The sequence below is a fragment of the Loktanella sp. SALINAS62 genome (assembly GCF_018263905.1).
Classification (GTDB): Bacteria; Pseudomonadota; Alphaproteobacteria; order Rhodobacterales; family Rhodobacteraceae; genus Loktanella.
The window spans coordinates 104289-125984 of record NZ_JAAFZU010000027.1; the positions used below are offsets into that span (position 1 = coordinate 104289).

The following is a 21696-nucleotide window of genomic DNA, read 5'->3' on the forward strand; positions in this document are numbered from 1 at the left end:
TTACACACGTGACCGTTGGCCGTATCGCTACGGGGGTCGCTACAGGTATTACCCAAGTGCGGGCGCCGGCATCGCGGCAGTGCTCATTGTCTTTCTGTTTTGGCTGGGACTTATCGTGATTGCCTTGCCTTGGGCCACCGCACCGATGGTCGTTAACTAAGACGGAGGGCGCGCGCGCATACGCGCGCCCCAATTATCATACTGCCCAACCATCACACCGCATGGAGTCACACATGAAAATTCATGGTTTCCGCGACATGTATCTCAAGGAATTGCAGGAACTGCAGTCGGTAGAGACGCAAGTAAAAGACACATTTCCACGGTTGCAGGCGCTGGCGGCCGATGACGGCCTGAAACAGGCCATCGGCAAGCATCTGGATACGACGCGGTCACAGCGTGATCGCCTAGATGCCATTCTGGCCGAACATGACGTCAACCCCGATCGTCATACAGATCAGTCAATGACCGCTTTGATCGCCGAAAGCGAAAAATGGGTTCAAATGCTGGACAATCCGGACGTGCGCGATGCGGGCTTGATCGCGTCTGCCCAGAAGATCGCGCATTACCAGATTGCCGCCTATGGCACCGTGGCCTGCTGGGCCAAACATCTTGATCTGGACACAGATTTGGCGGTGCTGCTGGACATCCTAGAGCAGGACAAGGCGTTCGATGCGGACCTCAGCAGGCTTGCCAAGCAAAAGGTCAATCCGGACGCGCTGCAATAGGCGCACCCCCGCACCACTGCATCGCTTCAGGAAAAAGTAGCCGAGCAAGGCATCATCATCATGGACGACAGGACAACAGAACGGGCCGCGATGGTCACCCAGCAGATCGAACGCCGCAATGTGCAAGATCTGCACGTTCTTGAAGCCATGCGCGACGTCCCGCGCGAGGCATTCGTGGGTCCGGACATGGCGCAATTCGCCTACGAAGACAGACCACTTCCCATCGGCGAAGGGCAGACGATCTCTCAACCCTACATCGTGGGTCTTATGATCGAAGCTGCAGAAGTCCGTCCCGGCGAGACCGTTCTGGAAATCGGGTTGGGGTCGGGATATGCGACCGCCGTGCTAAGCCGTATCGCGGACAGCGTCTATGCGATCGAACGGCACGACGCCCTGACCCAAACGGCAAGAAAGCGGCTAAGCGAACTTGGCTATGACAACGTCACGATTCGCACCGGTGACGGCACGGGTGGCTGGGAAGACGCCGGTCCTTTCGACGCCATCCTGGTCGCCGCCGGAGCACCGAGCGCGCCCGCATCTCTTAAGCGTCAGCTTGCCGTCGGCGGGGTCTTGGTGATCCCGGTACAGCAAAGCGACCAACACCAAACGCTGACCCGAATCCGCCGCACCGCCGAAGATGCGTGGGAGACCGAGCAACTGGGCGCGGTGAGGTTCGTCCCCTTGATCGGTGCCGAAGGCTGGACAGAGGATGGTCAGCGCGTCGCGAGCAATGATGTGCCTGCGCGCGATCTTTCGCTGCCAGACATGATCTCGCACGCAGCCGAACCCCTGCCCGACCCCGACGATCCCGGATTCGGCGCGCTGTTCGACCGCTATGGAAATTCGCGCGTCGTTCTTCTTGGCGAGGCAAGTCATGGCACTTCGGAATTCTATCGCGCACGCGCCGCGATCACCCGTCATCTGATCGAAAACCACAGCTTTTCGATCGTGGCCGTCGAAGCCGACTGGCCCGACGCGGCAGTCATCGACCGTCACGTCCGCCAACGCGAAAGCCGCCCATTGGATGATGTGCCCTTCTCACGCTTTCCGACATGGATGTGGCGCAACACCGATGTCAGGGATTTCGTCGACTGGCTACACGACCATAATGACGGCTTAGAGACCGAACGGCAGGTCGCGTTTCACGGGCTCGACATCTACAATATGGGTGCCTCGATTGCCGCCGTGCTGGATTATCTCGACAACGTAGATCCCGACGCGGCAGAAATTGCGCGGGAACGCTATGGCTGCATCACACCCTGGCAAAGCAACCCCGCTGCATACGGTCGCGCCGCGCTAAGCCAAAGCTACCGTGACTGCGAGGCGGATGTCGTGGCCCAACTGCAGTCCCTTCTGGAACGACAACTGGACGACGCAGAAAACGGTGCAGGCTTTCTTGACGCGGCGCAAAACGCCCGTCTGATCCGTTCGGCTGAACAGTATTACAAGGCGATGTATTACGGCGGGGCAGAAAGCTGGAACCTGCGCGACAGCCATATGTTCGAAACGCTGGAGCACGTGCTCAAGGCGCGCGGGCCAGACGCAAAAGCCGTGGTCTGGGCGCATAACAGCCACATCGGCGATGCCCGCGCGACCGACATGGGCGCCGCCCGGGGCGAGCACAACATTGGCCAGCTTGCCCGGGAACGGTTCGGGGATAAGGCCGCGTTGATCGGTTTCGGAACCCATTGCGGCACGGTCGCCGCCGCCACTGACTGGAACGGCGAGATGCAGATCAAACGCGTCCGCCCGTCGAAAGAGGGCAGCTATGAAAGACTGTGCCACGACGCCGGGCTGCCGCGTTTCCTGCTTGATCTGCATCGTGACCCGGCGCTGCGAACACGCCTCGAAGTGCCGCGCCTCGAACGATTCATCGGCGTGATCTACCGCCCCGAAACCGAGCTTCAGAGCCACTATGCCGAAGCCTCCTTGCCACGCCAGTTCGATGCTTTCGTTTGGTTCGACAAGACAAATGCGGTAACACCCCTCGGTCCGGAACACCGCCGGGACGGCATGCCAGAAACCTATCCGTTCGGTGTCTGACCCAGCTTTCAGCACACAAAGGGGAAATTCCTCATGCGCCGCAGCTCCGACATCACTGGCGATCAGATTGACGCATGGACGATGCCATCGGTGCGATAAGGTTTGTGACCGAAAATCCAGTTGGATAGCGAACACATTTGACCACCGCCGCATGAACCATTGGGGCGTCAAGGCTTGATCCCACCCACGAAGGCCACAGGTCTTTGGGCAACTGGTGGGTGTTCTGAAGCATCATCCGCATGACGGTGAACACAAAGGAAGACCCATGACTCGACGTATATTTCTTACAGCCAGCGCGCTGATGCTCTCTACACCGCTCGCGGCACAGGACGCGGTCGGCGATGCCGCAGCAGGCGAGACCCAGTTTGGCCGCCAGTGCGCCATCTGCCATGCCATCGAGAACGACGCAGGGGACGTCTTGGCCGGCAGCAGCGGCGGTGCAGGACCGAACCTTTACGGTGTCGCGGGCGCAACCCCCGGCACGCAAGAGGATTACGCCTACAGCAGCGCGCTGGAAGCCTACGGCGAAACCGGTTCCGTCTGGGACGAAGAGACCCTGCCAGCCTTTATTCAAGATCCCACTGGATACCTGCGCGAGGCGCTGGACGATTCGCGCGCGCGCAGCAAAATGTCCTATCGCCTGCGCGACGAAGATGACGCCCGCGACGTCTTTGCCTATCTCGCCACCTTCTCGCCAGAGGAGGAAGCCGAAACGATGGAAGAGGCCGCATCCAGCGACACAACAAAGACCGCAGAGGCCGAGGTCATTCACGACATCGCCGCGGGCGAAGACATCTACGATGGGAACTGTAGCAACTGTCACGGCCCTTCCGCCAAAGGCATGGCCAGCTTTCCAAAACTCGTGGGGCATGACGCCGACTATCTGGAAATGCGTCTCGAACAATACAGGGCGGGCGAACGTGTCGGACCGAATTCAGGGCTGATGATGCCTGTCGCAAGCGAGCTGTCGGACGCGGATATCGGCAACGTCGTGGCCTATATCACCACCACATTCGAATAGGTCGTCCGCACAGGGCGATCTTTGCCACGCCATGGAACCAATCCGTCAAGCGGCGGGTTTGTTCCATGATTGCAATCGCTTTAGCCGCGGTTTGCAAACACAGAGATTCCAAGGGAGGAATACAATGAATATTCGCACAAACAGCCGTTCCGAGCTGTCTATCATCGCTATCACGGCTGCCGCCGTGGCCGTTGGCGCACCGGCGTTCGCACAGTCCGGTGCCAATACCACCAGCCTTCAGCACAGTGTCGTGCTGTCCGACCTCGACAACCCATGGGATATGGCGTTCCTCGACGATGGCACGATGTTCTTTACCGAAAAATGCGACGGCCTGTCGGTCATGATGCCATCAGGCGAAGTCAATTCGCTGCTTGGCATGGGAATGCCCGGCGGTGAAGGCACCAGTGACATGTATGCCTCGAACGCCGAAGATCTTTTTTGTGAAGGTCAGGCTGGCATGATGGGCATCGCCGTCGATCCCAATTTCGACGAAAACCGCCGGATCTATGTCTATTCGACTTCTAACATGTCCGATCCGCACACCAACCGGCTGATCCGGCTAGAGGTGAACGAGGATTTCACCGACGTGTCGAACCGCACCGACATCGTGGACGACGTGCCCTACAAAATGGAAGCGACCGACCAGCCATTTGGCGGACCCGGCGCCCATAACGGCGGTCGTGTCCGCTTTGGTCCCGATGGCAACCTGTTCCTGACCACCGGCGACAACCACAACCCGGAAGTGCCGCAAAGCCCGACGTTGATGGGTTCCAAGGTGCTGCGGATCGATACTGACGGTAACGCAATCGAAGGCAACGCGCCGCCCGAAGGCTTTGACGACCGGACCTATACCTATGGTCACCGCAACGTGCAGGGCATCGCTTTCCACCCCGAAACCGGTGATCCGATCACGGTCGAACACGGTCCTTGGCACTCTGACGAAATCACGGTGCTGGAAAACGGCGGCAACGCTGGCTGGGACCCGCGCCCGGGCATGGCAGGCCGTGCCGATGATTGCCCCGATGGGTATTGCGGCTACGAGCCGAACCAGATGGAAGCGCTGAACCGCTACGAGCGTGCGCAATACATGCCAATGACCGATTTCGACACCTATCCTGACGCAATGCCACCGATCTGGACCAACAATGGCTGGTCGCAGGGCAGTTCCTCTGCCGCCTTCCTTGACGGTGAAGCATGGGGTGAGTGGGACGGCGCCATGGTTGTGGGCCTGATGGGTATCGGCTTTGGCGGTACGCCGATTGGGCAGCGCATCGACGTGATCGAGCTGTCCGCCGATGACGATGGAATCTCTGTGGTCGACGTGACGGAAATGACCCTGCCTATGGAGTCGGCCCGTTTCCGGTCGCTGGTGACCGGACCCGACGGCAGCCTTTATGCTGCAGTCGACGAAGGTTCGATCCACAAGTTGACACCGGCAAATTAAGCCGTCCGAAAGCTGCGCCGCCCCTAGGGCGGCGCGGTATCGACTGCAGAAAATGCGGGCATGTATCTAATCCGGCTTTGGCCGGATTTTTACGTTCAGGATCCCACGCAAGAACACGCAACCTGCCGCACAGCGGTGCCCGCTTTGCCCATGATTATCCGGCGGCAACGGCGTGGGCCCGGGTGACAGTCACCTCTACCCGGACCCTGTCCTGATGGCTCGCAGCCAGGTTTTAGCCCAATGGTGGCGTGTCTGTTGCACTGCGCGCGACGACTGGCCCGGTTTGCCCTGTTTTCCACAGCGAGAAAACAATGCCCGCACCCAGGATCGCGAACGTGATGCCGAGCGACCATTCCGGCGGAAATTTTTCCCAGCCCATCGCGTCAGCCACGAATATCTTTGATCCGATGAACACCAGCAGCAGCGAGAGTGCATATTTCAAATATGCAAAGCGATGCAACACAGCAGCCAGCGCAAAGTAGAGCGCACGCAGGCCAAGGACCGCAAAGATGTTCGATGTGTAAACGATGTACGGATCAGTCGTGATCGTAAAGACAGCCGGCACAGAGTCTACCGCGAACACGAGGTCTGCCACCTCGATCAGGATCAGTGCAAGGAAGAGTGGCGTGGCAAAGCGCACCAGCTTGCCTGTCTTGGGATCGGCCTGCCTGACAAAGAACGCATGGCCGTTTAACCTGTCGGTGACATTGAACCTGCGCTTGAGAAACTTCAGCAGTACGTTGTCATTCAGGTCGTGCTTTTTGTCAGAGACGAAAAGCATCCTGATGCCGGTAAAGATCAGGAAGGCTGCAAAGACGTAGAGCACCCAGTGATACTGATCGATTATTGTCGCACCGAGTCCGATCATGATGCCGCGCAGCAGGATTACCCCAAGGATACCCCAGAAAAGCACACGATGCTGGTATTCGCGCGGTATCGCAAAGAAGCCAAAAATCAGGGCGATGACAAAAACGTTGTCCATGGCCAACGTTTTTTCCACAACGAATGCGGTCAGGTACTGTGCTGTCGCCGCTGCGTCCATCTGCCACCAAATGAAACCGGCAAAGCCCAGGCCAAGCGAGATATACATAGCCGAAAGTTTCAGGCTCTCGGCGACCCCGATCTCGTGGTCGTCCTTGTGCAGGACTCCCAGATCAAAGATCAGAAGGCCCATGACCAGAGCCAAAAAGACAAGCCACATCCAGAGCGGCTTGCCCAAAAAGAGAAAGAATAAGATTTCCACGTGCGGGACCTCGTTTGCATGTTAACGCCGAGGTCACAGGGAACCGTTGAGGGTCCGGGCAAACCATCGAGCGCACTCGATGCGGTCCGACATCACGGCGGTCATCCGTCGTCAGAGGGGCCCGGCCCGCTTAGCGAAGATCATGCTGCTGATCCGTCCATTCAAGTCGCTGCGCAAATGATTTGTCAGGATCTGGAAAACGCCGCCGGACCAACCAACGCACACCGCGTTCACGGGCGCGAATTCACAGCCCCGATGGCTTTCAGCGCCATTTCAGATGCCGTGTGCTGTTACTCTATATTGTTTTCATTGCTGGTCACAGGTTGCCCCGCTTCCCGTGCTTCGAACAACCGGACAAGGTTGTTTATCAACGCCGCGATGTGCGCGTTGATCTCTGCGCCGACGCGGGTGGGGTCGCGGGCTTCAAGCCCGAGCACGATGTTTTCGTGCTGACGGCGCACCCGCTCTCGGGCGCGTCGCTGGACGGCCGAAAGATAGCGTTGACGCCACATCCGCGCGAGGTATGCGGCGTGCGTTTCGGCCAGTGCCGGATTGTGGGAGGCTCTTGCGATGGCAGTATGAAATTCCATGTCTACCTCGAACAGATCGATCAGCGCGTCACCCTCGGCGGTTTCGCTCAGCGCGCTGTGGCGTTCGAATAAGTCGCGGATCTCGGCAATCTCGGCATCCGACGCATTTACGCAGGCAAGTTCGCCAGAGAGCGTTTCCAGCGCCTGCAACACCTCGACTGAATCGCGGGCCTCTTTCAGGCTGGGATCGGCCACAACCGAGCTGCGGGCCGGGCGCAGGACGACAAGACCCTCTTTGGCAAGGATGCGCACCGCCTCGCGCAGGGGGGTCCGGCTGACGCCCATCTCGATGGCATTATCCCGTTCCTTGATCGAGTCGCCGGGCGCAAGCACGCCGCGCAGGATATTGCGGCGCAGTCGCGTCGCGATCTGTTCGGGTAGCGAAGACGATGCAGTCATAATTTTGTTTTCATGTTCTTTTTTCATGATCTCATTTGGTATGCCAAAAAGTTATTGCCTGTCGAGATGGCCCTCGCTAACGTGATTACACCCACCGTTGTGCGTATTTGCGGTGTGCTTGTCACCAGAATTCCCGGCAATTCCGGGGGATCTTTAATGTTAACCGCGAACGCTGTGTCGTTCGTATCCCTGTTGCTGATGAAGCGATGTCTTGTCGTTGTTTGAAGTCGTCAAAACCGCGAGATTTCGGATCACGTCGAGCGCCTTCAAAAGCAATGTTCCGGCCAATAGACCGGGTGCCGTCAAAAGGCCGCCGCGGGAGGGCAGCCTTGGATTGATGGCTATTCGTGGGCCTGCCGGCGTGATGAAGGACACGTCCGAGCGACCTTGGAACACCGATTGACACTGGAGTTGAGTGTCTTCAGCCATTCATCAGATGAATTATTCGGCGACCCGCCGATGCCGTTCGTCAAGTGAAGAGAAATCTTCTGGGAGGAAGAAAAATGAAATCGATCAAAATAAACCGGGCCCTTTCGGCTGCCGTAGTTGCGCTTGTTGCATCGGGCGCGATGGCGCAGGATTTTACGCTGCAGATGCAGTCAAGCGATCCGGCAGGTGACCCCAATTATCAGTTGTGGCAGGCTTGGGCCGAAGGGATGAGCGATCTGACCGACGGACGCGTCGAAATCACAATGATGTCCGTTGGTTCAATCGTGGACTTTCAAGAAACGCTTGATGCCGTCGGCGCTGGCATCCTTGACGGTCACGTCACCGATACGTCCTATTTTGCAGGCAAAGACCCTGCATTCGGCCTGATCGGCAACCCGACCGGCGCATGGTCCGACCCGCGCGAAATGCTGAAGTTCTTCAACGAAGGCGGCGGCAAGGAGTTGATGAACGAACTGGTCGAGCCCTATGGGACCCATTTCGTCGGTGCATCGACACCGGGCCTGGAGGCTTTCGTCTCGGACGTTCCGCTTGAAGGTGTCGACGATCTTCAGGGGCTCAAACTGCGCGCGCCGGCCGGGCTTGTGCAACGGGTGTTCGGTGCTGCTGGCGCGTCGCCGGTGAACCTGCCCACGTCAGAAGTCTTTACGGCCCTCGACAAGGGTGTTGTGGATGCGGCGGACTACAGCGTTTTCCACGTCAACCAGTCACAGGGTCTGCACGAGATTGCACAGCACCCGGTCTACCCCGGCTTCCACTCGATGCCGCTGATCGAGGTGTCGATCAACAAGAACACTTGGGATTCCTTCCCGGCTGACATTCAGCAGATTTTTGAAGACTCGGTCGCAGATGTAGCCGAACGCCAGATGGCTGCTGTCGATGAAAAGGATGCTGCAGCAATCGAAGAAGCCAAAGCGCAGGGCGCAACGATTCACGACTGGCCCGCCGAAGAGCGCGCAAAGTTCCGTGCCATCGCCATGGGTGAATGGGAAAAGGCCGCCACAGAGTCAGAGGGTGCGCAGAAGGTATATGATACCCTGACAGCCTTTCTCGAGGCAGAAGGTCTGCTCAGCACAGAGTGATCATCGGTCACATCCGGTGGAGGGGTCGCCCCTCCACCAACCCCCTCCATTCAGAGCGAGAAGACCATGAGCCGAGAACCTTTAGCCAAGGGAGTGGCGGACACGCGCCTAAGTGCGACCAGTGAAGGTGTCGGACTGACCGCGCCCGAGGCAGGCCGATTTGGCATCGTGATCGAACGGATCGGATATGTGTTTGCCACGGCGATCGTTCTGGCGGCGCTGATCCTGATCTACGAGATTTTCATGCGTTACGTGCTGAACAGCCCGACGCAATGGGTCCACGAGACCAGCATATTCTTGTGCGCCATCGCCTTTCTTTACGGTGGGCTGTTCTGCGCCTCGCGGAACAGTCACATCAGGGTCGTGCTGATTTACGACGTGTTGCCGCCCCGCCTGCGCCGTGCCTTCGACGTCGTGATCTACCTCGTCAGTGCGGTCTCGGCACTGTTTTTCGCCTATGCCGCCTGGCTGGTCGTCAGGCTGGCCTTCTGGACGCCGACCGGTGCCTTCCGGATGGAAACCTCGGGATCTGCGTGGAATCCGCCGACGCCCGCGATCCTCAAGGGATTCTTGTTTGTCATCATGGTCGGTCTGGCGATCCAGTTCCTGATCCTCGCCTACAACCATGCCCGGCGCACTCACAGCGCCGATGGGAGCAAAATCTAAATGCTAGAGCTTCTTGACGTCGGCTTCGACCTGAGCGCGCTCGGGATCGAATATGGCACTCTGCTTATGTTCGGCCTGCTGATGGTCCTTTTGCTGACCGGCATGCCGCTTGCCTTTGTCACGCTGCTGGTCGCGCTGGTTTTCGCACTTGGCTGGTTTGGTCCAATGGCCGTTCCACTGATCACCAGCCGCGTCTTCAGTTTCGTCACCTCTTTCGTATTTCTTTCGGTTCCGATGTTCGTGCTCATGGCCGCCGTTCTGGACCGTTCGGGCATCGCGCGGGACCTGTTTGACGCAATGAAGCTTCTGTCGAACCGTTTGCGCGGCGGCGTGGCCATCCAGACGATATTCGTGGCCGTCATCCTTGCGGCAATGAGCGGGATCATCGGCGGCGAGATCGTGCTTCTGGGCCTGCTGGCGCTGCCGCAGATGCTGCGGTTGGGCTACGACCGTGGGCTCGCGATCGGTGTCGTTTGCGCCGGTGGTGCGCTTGGCACGATGATCCCGCCCTCGATCGTTCTGATCATCTATGGCCTTGCTGCCAACGTCTCGGTCGGGGCGCTTTTCACGGCGTCTTTTCTGCCGGGTCTCATGCTGGCGTCTTTCTACGTCATTTATATTCTGGCGCGCGCCTACCTGACGCCCAAGAGCGTTCCCGATCCCGACCCCGTGGTCATGCCGACGGCGGAAAAAATCGCGCTGCTGCGCGGGCTGATCCTGCCAATGCTGGTCGTGATATTCGTGCTAGGATCGATCTATGGCGGTATCGCGTCGGTCACCGAAGCCTCTGCAATCGGGGCTGCCGGTGTCATTCTGGCGACCGTTGTGCGGGGCGAATTCACGTTCGACCTGTTGCGCGGTGCGGCGATGCAGACGCTTGCGACCGTCGGGATGATCGTCTGGATCGGCATCGGGGCCAGCGCCATCGTCGGCGTCTTCAATCTCATGGGTGGGATCGATTTCATCAGTTCGCTGATTATCGGCATCTCTGACGAGCCGCTTTATATCCTGCTGTTCATGATGCTGATCCTGTTCATCCTTGGTATGTTTCTTGACTGGGTCGGGATCGCGCTTTTGACCCTGCCGATCTTCGTCCCGATCATCGTCGATCTTGGCTATGATCCGATCTGGTTCGGTGTGCTGTTCTGCATGAACATGCAGGTGTCGTTCCTTTCGCCACCATTCGGGCCGGCTGCGTTTTACCTGAAAAGCGTTGCTCCGCCTGACATCTCGCTGGGGGACATCTTCAAGGCGCTGCTGCCGTTCATTGGCTTGCAGATCATCGCACTGGCATTGCTCATCGCGTTTCCGTGGATCACCGGGATTTCCGGGCTGTGATAAGCGTGGTCACCACCCGACAGACTCCCCATAATTGTCGTCATAAATAATATACCAAAAACAGAGGTACAGCATGGCAGTGATCACGGTAATCGGACTGGGGTCGATGGGGCTTGGGATGGCGCTCTCGCTCTGCCGCGCGGGGCATCGCGTGATCGGCTGCGACCTGAGGGCGGATGCCGCCAAGTCATTGGTGGCCGAGGGCGGAGAGACCGGAACCCCGCGCGAGGCCGCAGCGCAAAGCGACGTCGTCGTCAGCGTCGTGTTGAATGCAGACCAGACCGAAGCCGTGCTTTTCGGTGCCGAAGGTTGCGCCGGGACGATGAAACACGGCAGCGCGATCCTGTCCTGCGCCACGGTACCGCCGCAGGTCGCCCGAAGACTGGCCGCCAAGGCAGAGGCGCTGGGGTTGCATTATCTTGATGCCCCTATCTCGGGCGGGGCTGCCAAGGCTGCCCAAGGCAAGTTGTCGATCATGGCAGCAGGGACCGAAGCGGCCTTTGACGCGGCGCGGCCCGCTCTCGACGCCATGGCCGAAACGGTGCACGATCTTGGCCGCGTCGCGGGCGCTGGCTCGGCCATGAAAGCGGTGAACCAGCTTTTGGCTGGTGTGCACATCGCCGCAATGGGCGAGGCACTGGCATTTGCGTCGAGTCAAGGACTGGATCTTCAGCGCACGGTCGATGTGATTTCGGCTTCGGCAGGCACCTCATGGATGTTCGAGAACCGCGCACCGCATGTGGTCGCTGCTGACTTTGCCCCCCGCTCTGCGGTGACGATCTGGCCCAAGGATCTTGGCATTGTATCCACCATTGCAGATGACGCGGGATTACCGGTGCCGTTGACCCGCGCGGCGCTTGGCCAGTTCGAAGCTGCGGTCGCGGCAGGATGGGGGGCCGAGGACGATGCCGCCGTCACACGTGTCTACGCGCGCGCCGCCGGTCTGACCCTGCCTGGAGACAGCTGATGCTGCTGGGTTGTATCGGAGACGATTTCACCGGGGCAAGCGATCTTGGAAACACGCTGGTCAAGGCAGGGATGCGCACGGTGCAATACGTCGGCGTGCCCCCCGGCCCCGCCGCGCCAGAGGTAGAGGCCGGGGTGGTCGCACTCAAGTCGCGGTCGATTCCGGTGGATGAGGCGGTGCAAATCTCGCTTGCCGCGCTGGACTGGCTACTGGCGCAAGGCTGCGAGCAGATCCTGTTCAAGTACTGTTCCACCTTCGATTCGACGCCGGATGGCAATATCGGCCCCGTCGCCGAAGCGTTGGCCGACAGGCTAGACGCAAAGCACGTGATCGTCTGCCCTGCGTTTCCCGCGACCGGCCGTTCGGTCTATCAGGGGCACCTTTTCGTCAATGACAGGCTTCTCAACGAAAGCGGTATGGAGAACCATCCGCTGACGCCCATGACCGACCCCGATCTGCGGCGCTGGTTGGCCCGTCAGATGACGGGCCCGGTCGGGCATGTGCCCGCCTCTGTCGTGTTCGAGGGTGCACAAGCGATCCGCGCGCGGCTGGAGGCGGAACCGGTCCGGCTGGTGGTTTGCGACGCGATCCGCGACGCCGACCTGCTGGCGCTTGGGGCGGCCGCGAACGGACTGAAGCTGGTCACAGGCGGTTCGGGCATCGCGATGGGCCTGCCGGTCAACTTTCGCCGGGCCGGCCTGCTGGCGGGAACAGCCAGCAGTTGGCTGGGGCAAACGGGGCGCGCGGCGGTGCTGTCAGGGTCCTGCTCCAACGCCACTCGCTTGCAGGTCGAACGCCACGCCGGGCCGCGCTTCGAGATCACCGCCGAGGCGCTCATGTCAGACGAAATCTCTGCCGGGCAGATAGCGGATTGGGCGCTGGCGCAAGACGGCCTGCCACTGATCTATTCATCGGCCACGCCGGACGTGGTGGGCGCGGCCAAGGACCGCTTTGGCGCAGAGACAATCGCGGCACGGGTCGAAGCGTTTTTTGCAGAGACGGCGCGCGCGCTGGTCGCGGGCGGCGTCACCCGATTGATTACGGCGGGCGGCGAGACATCGGGTTCGGTGGTCGAGGCGCTGGCGCCCCCCGCGCTTGAAATCGGCCCCGAGATCGCACCGGGCGTGCCCTGCCTGCGCGCGGGACCGGATCTTGTACTGGCGTTGAAATCCGGCAATTTCGGCGGCCCCGATTTCTTTGCCGAGGCCGACACGATGCTGCGGGGCGCGGCATGAGCGACACGGCATTGCGCGAAGCGATCTGCCGTCAGGCGGGTTCCTTGTTTGCACGGGGTCTGACTGGTGGCGCGTCTGGCAATATCTCTGCCCGGTGCGAAGATGGCGGGCTGCTGGTGTCACCGACCGGGGCAAGCTTTGGCGCGCTGGATCCGGGGCGGCTTGCCCGTTTCGACGCGCAGGGGCGGCATGTCGACGGCGACACCCCGACCAAGGAAATGCCGCTGCACGCCGCATTCTACGAAACGCGCAGCACCGCAGGTGCCGTTGTGCATCTGCACTCGACCCATTCAGTCGCGCTCTCGATGCTGCACGATACCGACCCCGACAACATGCTTCCGCCGTTGACCGCCTATGCGATCATGCGTTTGGGCAAGGTCCAGCTGCTGCCTTACTTCCGCCCCGGCGACCCCGAGATGGGGAACGCGGTTCGGGGTCTGGCGGGCAAACGGTCGGCGGTCGTTTTGGCAAATCACGGACCTGTCGTGGCGGCCAAGGATCTGGACGCCGCTGTCTTTGCGATGGAAGAGCTGGAAGAGACCGCCAAGCTGGCCATGCTGCTGCGCGGTGCGCAGCCCCGCTTGTTGACAGAGGCGCAAATCCGCGACGTGGTCACGACATTCGATGTGGAGTGGGACTGATGTTCTCGGCAAACCTTGGGTTTCTTTTTACCGACAGCACCCTACCCGACGCGATCCACGCCGCCAAGGCACACGGGTTCGGTGCGGTCGAGTGTCACTTTCCCTATGCGACGCCCGCAGACGATGTCCGCGCGGCGCTTGACGCGACAGGGCTGGCGATGCTGGGACTCAACACCACTCCGGGCGACACACAGGCGGGGGATTTCGGGCTCTGCGCCCTGCCTGACCGCGAGGATGAGGCGCGGGCCGCCATCGCGCAGGCGGTGGATTATGCGACAGCCATCGGGGCGGAAAACGTCCACGTCATGGCGGGCCGCACCGACGGCGGCAAAAAGGCAGAGGCGGTATTTCGCGCCAACCTCGCCCATGCCTGCGAGCTGGCCGCGCCCTTGGGCATCGGCGTATTGATCGAGCCGATTAACCGGCGGGACGTGGCGGGCTATCACCTTAACCGGATCGAACATGCGGCCGAGATCCTGGCCGATGTGGGGCATCCGGCGCTGCGGATCATGTTCGATTGTTACCATCTGCAAATCACGCAGGGCGACCTGATACGCCGCTTCGAGACGCATCGCCACTTGATCGGTCACGTGCAGATTGCGGGCGTGCCGGACCGGGGTGAACCGGACAGGGGCGAACTGCACTACCCCAATCTGATCTCAGCTTTCCGCGAACTGGGGTGGAACGCGCCGATTGGTGCCGAATACAAGCCGCGCACGGGTCGCACAGAAGACGGACTGGGCTGGATGTCGGCGTTTCCGCTGGAAGGGTCTACCTGATCGCGACGGCCTTCAGGCGGGCCGGTCGTCTTCCAGATAATAACGTACGTTGTCTTCAAAGCTGTTGTCCGCTTGTAAACCCAACGCCAGCGCCTTGGCCGGATCGTAGGCGAACCGCCAGCCCGTCACGATGTTGCGGATCGCGGGATTGTCTTCAAACCGGATCAACTGGGCGGCGTTCGGCCCTGCGACGGCTGTCATTGCGTCGATCATCTGGCGGATCGTCAGCGTGCGTCCCGGCATCGTCATGGTGCGGTTCTGACCAAGATCGGCGGCGGCGACCTCTGCCCCGCGGATAAGGTTCTGAACGCACATACGGGGACTAAGGTAGTAATGCGCGAAATCGGGGTCCACGGGACAAACGGCTTCTTCGCCGTTCAACGGCTCTCGGATGATTGACGACATGAAGGAGGAGGCGGCCCGGTTCGGACGGCCCGGACGCACCGAGATGGTGGGGAGACGTAGCGCGCGGCCATCGACAAAGCCCCTGCGGGAATAGTCGTTGACCAGCAATTCACCGATTGCCTTTTGTGTTCCGTAAGAGGTCTGAGGGTTGGGTATCGTCCAGTCACGGATCGGGTCCGGCACCTCGCCGCCAAAGACCGCAAGGGACGACGTGAAAACAAGCACGGGCACAGTTTCAGTCAGCCGTGCGGCCTCCAGCACGTTCAGCACGCCGTGCAGGTTGACCTGCATGCCGACCTCGAACTCTGCCTCGGCGTGGGACGACACTACTGCGGCAAGAAGAAAAATTGTATCGAACCGCGCCGTCAGAAGCCCGCTGACCGCTGCGGGGTCGGTAATGTCGCAGGCAATCGTCTTGACCGCAAAAGGCGCGGCGACAGCGCCCGGAGCCGTGATGTCGGCCAGCGTCAATCCGGTGATCTCGCTGTTCCGCAACTGCCCCGCTGCCTCCAGCCGATGCGCCAACTTCTGGCCCAGAAAACCGCCGCCGCCAATGATCAGGATATTCAACTCAACAACCCCCGGCTTGCGAGGTTGCGCATCAGGGCCCCTGCGCCAAAGGTCCATTCCGGGCAGGTGGTCGACAGTTGCACGGTGTTGCGCAGGCTGCCCAGCCGGTCGTCTGATATCGTCACCACGTCGCCCGGTTTGTGCGTGAAGCCCTGACCGGGGGCATCGCGGTCCTGAACAGGCGCAAAGAGCGTGCCGAGGAACAGCATAAAGCCGTCAGGATACTGGTGATGCCGCCCGATGGTCTGGGTGACGATATCGGTCGGATCACGGCTGATCCGGGACATGGACGACCGGCCTTTGAGCAAGAAGCCGTCTTCTCCGGTCACGTCGAGCGTCAGTTCAGCCCGGCGCACGTCCTCCATGGTATAGTGACCGTCGAACAAGCGGATAAAGGGTCCGATGGCGCAAGAGGCATTGTTGTCCTTGGCCTTGCCCAGCAGGAGCGCTGAGCGGCCTTCGACGTCGCGCAGGTTCACATCGTTGCCCAGCGTGGCACCAAGGATGCGGCCACGGCTGTCCACGGCCAGCACGACTTCGGGTTCGGGGTTGTTCCAGTGCGACATTGGGTGCAGCCCGACGCTGGCGCCCCAGCCGACGGCGGCCAGCGGCTGGCACTTGGTAAACACCTCTGCGTCGGGGCCGATGCCCACTTCGAGGTATTGCGACCAAAGCCCTTCCTTTTGCAAAAGCGCCTTGACCTGCATCGCCTTGTCAGAGCCGGGCACGATCCCGGCCAGGCTCTCGCCGATCACACCCTGCACCCGCATCCTGATTTCATGCGCGCGGTCGGCATTGCCTGCGGCCTGTTCCTCGATCACCCTTTCGACCATGCTTTCGGCAAAGGTCACACCCGCGGCCTTGATCGCCTGCAGGTCGGCGGGGGGCAGAAGATGCGGCGTCATCGGTGTTTCGGTGGAGCCTTGGGCAATGTCGTCCAGTGACCCGATGTCCGTGCCCTTGGCGTGGAGCACATAGTCAGCCGGGTCGTCACGTTCCAGCAGGTCGCGCATCGTCGGTATCGCGGACGAGGTGATGTCGATCACACGACCGTCGCGCAGTGTGACAACGACGGGTCCATCGGCGGTCTGTACGCGGCCGACAAGCAGAGCGCTGGAATGATCGGTTGGCAGCATGGTCAAGCCTTTGTGCAAGGGCAACAAGGAGGTGATTGCACCGGTTCGGCGCGGGTCGCGCGGTGGCTGCGCTTGTCCTTCGCGACAATTGGTATACCAATCCAGAGAGGAATCAAGCCGGACATCGGACCGGCGCCAAGGAGGTATGACATGGCGGACACTGCAAAGATCGGGTTTATCGGTCTGGGATGGATGGGGCGCGGGATGGCGTCGAACCTGATGCGGGCGGGACATCCGCTGATGGTCAAGGGCAACCGCGACCGCACCCCGGTCGATGCACTGGTGGCGCAGGGCGCGGTCGAGGCCGACAGCCCCCGCGCGATGGCCGAGGGCTGTGACATCATCCATCTGTGCCTTTCGAATTCGGCGCAGGTCGAAGCGGTGATACGGGGTGAAAACGGGATTTTGGCCGCAGGCCGGCCGGGGTTGATCGTGATTGACACGACAACCGCCGATCCGGTGTCCACGGCGGCGCTGGCCGCCGAGATGGACGCGGCAGGCATGATCCTTGTCGATGCACCGCTGGGACGCACGCCCAAGGAGGCCGAGGAAGGCACGCTTGACGCGATGGTTGGTTGCGATGACGCGACTTTTGCCAAGGTCCGCCCGATCATAGAATGCTGGGCGGGCAACATTACCCACGTGGGCGGCAGCGGCGACGGGCACCGCATGAAGCTGGTGATGAACTTCATCTCGATGGGGTATGCCGCACTTTATGCCGAGGCGCTGACGATGGGCGTCAAGGCCGGGCTCGCGCCGCAGGCGATCCAAAGCGTGATCGGCGGCTCGCGGCTGTCGAACGGCTTTTTCGACACCTTCATGCGGGCCGCCGTCGACCGCGAGCGTGACGTGCACAAGTTCACAATCACAAATGCGGCCAAGGACACCCGGTATGCCGCCGCGATGGCGATGGATGCTGGAATGGCGAACCCGCTGGGCGGGGCAATCCGCAACGCATTTGCCCAGATGGAAGCGGTCGGAAAGGGCGACCACTATGTGCCATGGCTGGCCGATCACACGGCAGAGCTGAACGGGCTCGACCTCGAAGCGGCGGCGAAAAAAGGCTAGGTCCCTTGCCCCGCCCCCGGGCGGACGTGGGTGCGAATTGGTGCTTGCTTTTGGTATACCACGTGACTGATGCTGCAATCAGTACGAACATTTCGCTTCTTCCGGGAAGCCCGCGTCAAGGAAGTAAATCGCCATGGACACCCGTGCCAAACGCAAATTCCGCAGCCAAGAGTGGTTCGACAACCCAAACAATCCCGGCATGACGGCGCTCTACGTCGAGCGCTACCAGAACCATGAATACACCCGCGCCGAACTGCAGGGCGAACGGCCCGTGATCGGCATCGCGCAGACCGGAAGCGACCTAGCGCCCTGCAATAAAATCCACGTTTTCCTGATGGATCGAATCAAGGCTGGCATCCGCGATGCTGGCGGCCTGCCGATGGAGTTTCCGGTTCACCCGATTCAGGAAACGGGCAAAAGACCAACTGCTGCCCTTGATCGCAACCTTGCCTATCTTGGCCTTGTCGAAGTGCTGCACGGCTACCCGATCGATGGTGTCGTGCTGACCACAGGGTGCGACAAGACCACGCCCGCGATGCTTATGGGGGCAGCTACGGTCGACCTTCCGGCCATCGCGCTGAACGGCGGGCCGATGCTGGACGGCTGGTGGAAAGGCGAACGTGCGGGCTCTGGCACGATTATCTGGGAAAGCCGAAGGCTGCTTGCAGAAAACAAGATCGACTATGAGGAGTTCATGAGCCGTGTTTGCGCTTCTGCCCCCTCACTCGGGCACTGCAACACGATGGGCACGGCCAGCACGATGAACGCAATGGCAGAGGCGCTTGGGATGTCTTTACCTGGCAACTCAGCGATCCCGGCACCTTTTCGGGAACGGATGGCGATGGCCTATGAGACGGGCCGCCGCATCGTCGCGATGGTCGAAGAGGATCTGAAGCCGTCGGATATCCTGACGCGCGACGCATTCGAGAACGCTATCGTCACCAATTCCGCCATCGGAGGGTCGACAAACGCGCCGCCGCATTTGCAAGCGATTGCACGGCATGCTGGCGTGGCGCTCGACGTGACCGACTGGCAGAAAGTAGGCTTTGACGTACCGCTGCTCGTCAATATGCAACCCGCCGGTAAATACCTGGGCGAAAGTTTCTATCGGGCCGGCGGCGTGCCTGCAGTCATGGGTGAGCTGAAAAAGGCAGGCCGTCTGCACGAAGGCACCATGACCGCCACGGGCAAAACGACGGGCGAGAACCTCGCTGGATGGGAAAGCCGCGATAATGACGTCATCCTGCCCTATGACAAACCAATGCGAGAGAACGCGGGCTTTCTCGTGCTGTCAGGTAACCTGTTCGACAGTGCGCTGATGAAGACATCGGTCATTTCCGCCGGTTTCCGCGACCGATACCTTAGCCGACCCGGATTGGAAGGCATCTTTGAGGCGCGTGCTGTGGTTTTTGAAGGTCCAGAGGACTATCACGAGCGGATCAACGATCCTGCCTTGGAAATCGACGCCGAGACGATTTTGTTCATCCGCGGCGTCGGCTGCGTCGGCTACCCCGGCTCGGCAGAGGTGGTGAACATGCAGCCACCGGATGCAGTGCTTAAGCAGAACATCAACCACCTGCCAACAGTGGGTGACGGGCGGCAGTCGGGCACGTCTGAAAGTCCCTCGATTCTCAACGCCTCACCCGAGGCCGCAGTCGGTGGCGGCCTTGCTCATCTCAAAACCGGGGATCGGGTGCGATTAGATCTGAATGCCTGCCGTCTTGATGCACTGGTCGATGACGCCGAATGGCAGGACCGCCGTGCCGCCTGGACAGCGCCTGAACTGCGCAACCAAACACCCTGGCAAGAGATCTACCGTATGAACGTGGGCCAGCTTGCGGACGGCGGCTGTCTTGAACTGGCAACGGCCTATCACAAGGTGGGACGCGACCTGCCGCGTGACAATCACTAGGACAAACAATGACCAAGTCGATCCTCATCACTGGCGCAGGCAGCGGTATAGGACGGGCCACCGCCCGCCGCTTTCTTGACGCGGGCTGGCGTGTAGCCTTGACCGGGCGGCGCGCGGATGCCCTGCACGAAACCGCAGCGGGTCACACTGCAGTTCTGGTCGTCCCCTGCGATGTGACGGACGAGACGGCGGTCGACGCGCTATATGCGCGCATCGCAGAGGAATGGGGACGTCTGGATGTCCTGTTCAACAATGCGGGCACGAACGTTGCGGGCCGACCCATCGATGAAATTCCGGTCGCAGAATGGCGGCAGGTCTGCGACGTCAACATCACCGGCATGTTCCTTGTCGCGCGCCAAGCTTTCGGGATGATGCGCCGTCAAAGTCCACAGGGCGGGCGGATCATCAATAACGGTTCAATTTCAGCACATGTGCCGCGTCCCGGCTCGGCCCCCTACACCATGTCCAAGCACGCAGTGACCGGGTTGACCCGGACCCTATCGCTGGACGGGCGCCCTTTCAACATCGCATGCGGGCAGATCGACATCGGCAATGCGCTGACCGACATGGCGGTGGCAATGACGCATGGCGTCCCGCAGGCCGACGGCGCAATGGCAGTCGAGCCGGTGATGGACCCAGCCTGCGTGGCCGATGCAGTGCTGCATATGGCATCCCTGCCACCCGACGCGAACGTCGCGTTCATGACCGTAATGGCGACCAAGATGCCGTTCATCGGCCGTGGGTAGGACGTTTCGTTCACGCGGTGTCACACATCGCCCCCAAGGTCAGTCGTGATGCAGATGAAAGCCGAAACGCAACGAAGGAGCCCGCGATGGCATTGATCTCCTATCTCACCCGGATCGAGTTTGGCGAAGGCGAGGTGGCGCGCCTGCGCGACCATCTGGATGCACTCAAGGTGGCGCGGCCACTTGTCTGCACCGACAAGGGTCTTGTCTCGACCGGGCTTGTCGAAAAGATTACTGGCACACTGGCCGACGCGGTCGTCTTTGCCGCGACGCCAGCCAACCCAACGGAAGAGGCTGTGATGGCCGCACTTGCGCTTTATCGTGAAAAGGGCTGCGACGGGATCGTCGGACTTGGCGGCGGGTCGTCTCTCGATCTGGCAAAGGCCGTGCGACTTCTGACCGGGCACGAACCGCCGCTGGCGCAATACGCCGCCATCCACGGAGGGGCCGCAAAGATCCATGGCAATATCGCCCCCCTGATCGCGATCCCCACCACATCCGGCACCGGGTCCGAGGTTGGGCGCGCATCGGTCATCATCACCGACGACGGGCGCAAGCTGGGGATCCTGTCGCCCTACAACTTGCCATCGATTGCCCTTTGCGATCCGGAATTGACGTATGGCCTGCCCGCCGGGCTGACCGCCGCGACAGGGATGGACGCGATTTCACACTGTCTCGAAACTTACATGGCCCCTGCCTTCAATCCGCCCGCAGAGGCCATCGCGCTGCACGGGCTGGACTGCGGATTGCGGTCCATCGAACGGGCCGTCGCTGACGGATCTGATATCGATGCGCGGCGTGACATGATGGTTTGCGCCCTCGAAGGTGCGATGGCGTTCCAAAAGGGGCTGGGCGCGGTCCACGCGCTGACTCACCCGCTTGGGGCGATCCGGTCGCTAAACCTGCATCACGGCACGCTCAACGCTGTTCTGATGCCTGAGGTCCTGCGCTTCAACCGCGACAGCATCGGCGCCAAATGGGACGTCCTGCAAGATCGGATGGGAGAGGCCCCCGACGCCTACATCCGCGCGCTGAACGCCCGAATCGCGATGCCGTCAGGCCTGTCCGCGATGGGCGTGACCGAAGCCATGATGGAAGAGGTCGCAAGCGCCGCATTGACGGATCATTGCCACGCAACCAATCCCCGGATCGCGACCCGCGACGAGTATCTGGAAATTTTGCGCCGTTCCAGCTAGGCTAGAAATTCAGGATATCGACACCGTTCGGCGGATAATTTGT

20 protein-coding genes are annotated in these 21696 nt (G+C 60.9%); 15 read left to right on the forward strand and 5 right to left on the reverse strand.

All coding sequences use genetic code 11. From position 1 onward, the window contains the following. The first annotated feature begins 233 nt into the window (after positions 1 to 233). The 4 genes from GZH79_RS09755 (at position 234) to GZH79_RS09775 (ending at position 5233) form a co-directional block, all read left to right on the forward strand. Positions 234 to 725 (forward strand): DUF892 family protein, encoded by a 492-nt coding sequence (locus GZH79_RS09755; protein WP_211643603.1) that lies wholly within the window; start codon positions 234 to 236, stop codon positions 723 to 725. A gap of 60 nt (positions 726 to 785) precedes the next feature. Further along, entirely contained in the window at positions 786 to 2768 is a 1983-nt protein-coding gene (locus GZH79_RS09760) for a protein-L-isoaspartate(D-aspartate) O-methyltransferase (RefSeq protein WP_211643604.1), read from the forward strand. A gap of 265 nt (positions 2769 to 3033) precedes the next feature. Further along, positions 3034 to 3789 carry a c-type cytochrome gene (locus GZH79_RS19005; RefSeq protein WP_249219079.1) on the forward strand — a complete coding sequence of 252 codons (756 nt, stop codon included), beginning with the start codon at positions 3034 to 3036 and terminating at the stop codon, positions 3787 to 3789. A gap of 124 nt (positions 3790 to 3913) precedes the next feature. Next, a complete protein-coding gene (locus tag GZH79_RS09775; protein ID WP_211643605.1) occupies positions 3914 to 5233 on the forward strand; it encodes a PQQ-dependent sugar dehydrogenase in 1320 nt (439 codons plus the stop codon). A gap of 232 nt (positions 5234 to 5465) precedes the next feature. Here GZH79_RS09775 and GZH79_RS09780 read toward each other — a convergent pair whose 3' ends face one another. The 3 genes from GZH79_RS09780 to GZH79_RS09790 all read right to left on the reverse strand — a co-directional run bounded on the left by GZH79_RS09780 (position 5466) and on the right by GZH79_RS09790 (position 7840). Further along, complete coding sequence (locus tag GZH79_RS09780; protein WP_211643606.1) at positions 5466 to 6476, reverse strand: TerC family protein; 1011 nt, start codon at positions 6474 to 6476, stop codon at positions 5466 to 5468. A gap of 290 nt (positions 6477 to 6766) precedes the next feature. Continuing rightward, positions 6767 to 7465 carry a GntR family transcriptional regulator gene (locus GZH79_RS09785; RefSeq protein ID WP_211643607.1) on the reverse strand — a complete coding sequence of 233 codons (699 nt, stop codon included), beginning with the start codon at positions 7463 to 7465 and terminating at the stop codon, positions 6767 to 6769. A gap of 159 nt (positions 7466 to 7624) precedes the next feature. Next, positions 7625 to 7840: a hypothetical protein gene (locus GZH79_RS09790; RefSeq protein ID WP_211643608.1), complete on the reverse strand. Its 216-nt coding sequence runs from the start codon at positions 7838 to 7840 to the stop codon at positions 7625 to 7627. Between the two features lie 128 nt (positions 7841 to 7968). On the opposite strand from GZH79_RS09790, the gene GZH79_RS09795 reads away from it, so the two are divergent. The 7 genes from GZH79_RS09795 (at position 7969) to GZH79_RS09825 (ending at position 14620) form a co-directional block, all read left to right on the forward strand. Beyond that, positions 7969 to 8994, forward strand: coding sequence for a TRAP transporter substrate-binding protein (locus GZH79_RS09795; protein WP_211643609.1), 1026 nt, complete (start codon positions 7969 to 7971; stop codon positions 8992 to 8994). A gap of 66 nt (positions 8995 to 9060) precedes the next feature. Continuing rightward, complete coding sequence (locus tag GZH79_RS09800; RefSeq protein ID WP_211643610.1) at positions 9061 to 9660, forward strand: TRAP transporter small permease; 600 nt, start codon at positions 9061 to 9063, stop codon at positions 9658 to 9660. Continuing rightward, entirely contained in the window at positions 9661 to 10998 is a 1338-nt protein-coding gene (locus GZH79_RS09805; RefSeq protein WP_249219080.1) for a TRAP transporter large permease subunit, read from the forward strand. 73 nt (positions 10999 to 11071) lie between these two features. Next, positions 11072 to 11965, forward strand: a complete 894-nt coding sequence (ltnD, locus tag GZH79_RS09810; RefSeq protein ID WP_211643611.1) for an L-threonate dehydrogenase — start codon at positions 11072 to 11074, stop codon at positions 11963 to 11965. Then, a complete protein-coding gene (otnK, locus tag GZH79_RS09815; protein WP_211643612.1) occupies positions 11965 to 13200 on the forward strand; it encodes a 3-oxo-tetronate kinase in 1236 nt (411 codons plus the stop codon). The genes ltnD and otnK overlap by 1 nt, the downstream gene beginning before the upstream one ends. Then, positions 13197 to 13841 carry an aldolase gene (locus GZH79_RS09820; RefSeq protein WP_211643613.1) on the forward strand — a complete coding sequence of 215 codons (645 nt, stop codon included), beginning with the start codon at positions 13197 to 13199 and terminating at the stop codon, positions 13839 to 13841. Before otnK ends, GZH79_RS09820 begins: the two co-directional genes overlap by 4 nt. Beyond that, positions 13838 to 14620, forward strand: a complete 783-nt coding sequence (locus GZH79_RS09825) for a TIM barrel protein (RefSeq protein WP_211643669.1) — start codon at positions 13838 to 13840, stop codon at positions 14618 to 14620. The genes GZH79_RS09820 and GZH79_RS09825 overlap by 4 nt, the downstream gene beginning before the upstream one ends. Positions 14621 to 14632: 12 nt before the next feature. Here GZH79_RS09825 and denD read toward each other — a convergent pair whose 3' ends face one another. Next, positions 14633 to 15595 carry a D-erythronate dehydrogenase gene (gene denD, locus GZH79_RS09830; RefSeq protein WP_211643614.1) on the reverse strand — a complete coding sequence of 321 codons (963 nt, stop codon included), beginning with the start codon at positions 15593 to 15595 and terminating at the stop codon, positions 14633 to 14635. Then, on the reverse strand, positions 15592 to 16731 hold the full coding sequence (locus tag GZH79_RS09835) for a fumarylacetoacetate hydrolase family protein (RefSeq protein ID WP_211643615.1): 1140 nt from the start codon (positions 16729 to 16731) through the stop codon (positions 15592 to 15594). The genes denD and GZH79_RS09835 overlap by 4 nt, the downstream gene beginning before the upstream one ends. A gap of 150 nt (positions 16732 to 16881) precedes the next feature. On the opposite strand from GZH79_RS09835, the gene GZH79_RS09840 reads away from it, so the two are divergent. The 4 genes from GZH79_RS09840 (at position 16882) to GZH79_RS09855 (ending at position 21653) form a co-directional block, all read left to right on the forward strand. Continuing rightward, entirely contained in the window at positions 16882 to 17799 is a 918-nt protein-coding gene (locus GZH79_RS09840; protein WP_211643616.1) for an NAD(P)-dependent oxidoreductase, read from the forward strand. Between the two features lie 133 nt (positions 17800 to 17932). Then, positions 17933 to 19711 carry an IlvD/Edd family dehydratase gene (locus GZH79_RS09845; RefSeq protein ID WP_211643617.1) on the forward strand — a complete coding sequence of 593 codons (1779 nt, stop codon included), beginning with the start codon at positions 17933 to 17935 and terminating at the stop codon, positions 19709 to 19711. An 8-nt stretch (positions 19712 to 19719) separates the two neighbouring features. Then, positions 19720 to 20457, forward strand: coding sequence for an SDR family oxidoreductase (locus GZH79_RS09850; protein WP_211643618.1), 738 nt, complete (start codon positions 19720 to 19722; stop codon positions 20455 to 20457). A gap of 86 nt (positions 20458 to 20543) precedes the next feature. Next, a complete protein-coding gene (locus tag GZH79_RS09855) occupies positions 20544 to 21653 on the forward strand; it encodes an iron-containing alcohol dehydrogenase (RefSeq protein WP_211643619.1) in 1110 nt (369 codons plus the stop codon). Positions 21654 to 21696: the final 43 nt, after the last annotated feature.

Bases quoted from the DNA above. Each gene is read 5' to 3' on its own strand.
- GZH79_RS09855 (WP_211643619.1), top strand. From the start codon at position 20,544: ATGGCATTGATCTCCTATCTCACCCGGATCGAGTTTGGCGAAGGCGAG.
- GZH79_RS09785 (WP_211643607.1), bottom strand. From the start codon at position 7,465: ATGACTGCATCGTCTTCGCTACCCGAACAGATCGCGACGCGACTGCGC.
- GZH79_RS19005 (WP_249219079.1), top strand. From the start codon at position 3,034: ATGACTCGACGTATATTTCTTACAGCCAGCGCGCTGATGCTCTCTACA.
- GZH79_RS09800 (WP_211643610.1), top strand. From the start codon at position 9,061: ATGAGCCGAGAACCTTTAGCCAAGGGAGTGGCGGACACGCGCCTAAGT.
- GZH79_RS09845 (WP_211643617.1), top strand. From the start codon at position 17,933: ATGGACACCCGTGCCAAACGCAAATTCCGCAGCCAAGAGTGGTTCGAC.
- ltnD (WP_211643611.1), top strand. From the start codon at position 11,072: ATGGCAGTGATCACGGTAATCGGACTGGGGTCGATGGGGCTTGGGATG.
- otnK (WP_211643612.1), top strand. From the start codon at position 11,965: ATGCTGCTGGGTTGTATCGGAGACGATTTCACCGGGGCAAGCGATCTT.
- GZH79_RS09835 (WP_211643615.1), bottom strand. From the start codon at position 16,731: ATGCTGCCAACCGATCATTCCAGCGCTCTGCTTGTCGGCCGCGTACAG.
- GZH79_RS09850 (WP_211643618.1), top strand. From the start codon at position 19,720: ATGACCAAGTCGATCCTCATCACTGGCGCAGGCAGCGGTATAGGACGG.
- GZH79_RS09755 (WP_211643603.1), top strand. From the start codon at position 234: ATGAAAATTCATGGTTTCCGCGACATGTATCTCAAGGAATTGCAGGAA.
- GZH79_RS09775 (WP_211643605.1), top strand. From the start codon at position 3,914: ATGAATATTCGCACAAACAGCCGTTCCGAGCTGTCTATCATCGCTATC.
- GZH79_RS09840 (WP_211643616.1), top strand. From the start codon at position 16,882: ATGGCGGACACTGCAAAGATCGGGTTTATCGGTCTGGGATGGATGGGG.
- GZH79_RS09820 (WP_211643613.1), top strand. From the start codon at position 13,197: ATGAGCGACACGGCATTGCGCGAAGCGATCTGCCGTCAGGCGGGTTCC.
- GZH79_RS09805 (WP_249219080.1), top strand. From the start codon at position 9,661: ATGCTAGAGCTTCTTGACGTCGGCTTCGACCTGAGCGCGCTCGGGATC.
- GZH79_RS09760 (WP_211643604.1), top strand. From the start codon at position 786: ATGGACGACAGGACAACAGAACGGGCCGCGATGGTCACCCAGCAGATC.
- GZH79_RS09795 (WP_211643609.1), top strand. From the start codon at position 7,969: ATGAAATCGATCAAAATAAACCGGGCCCTTTCGGCTGCCGTAGTTGCG.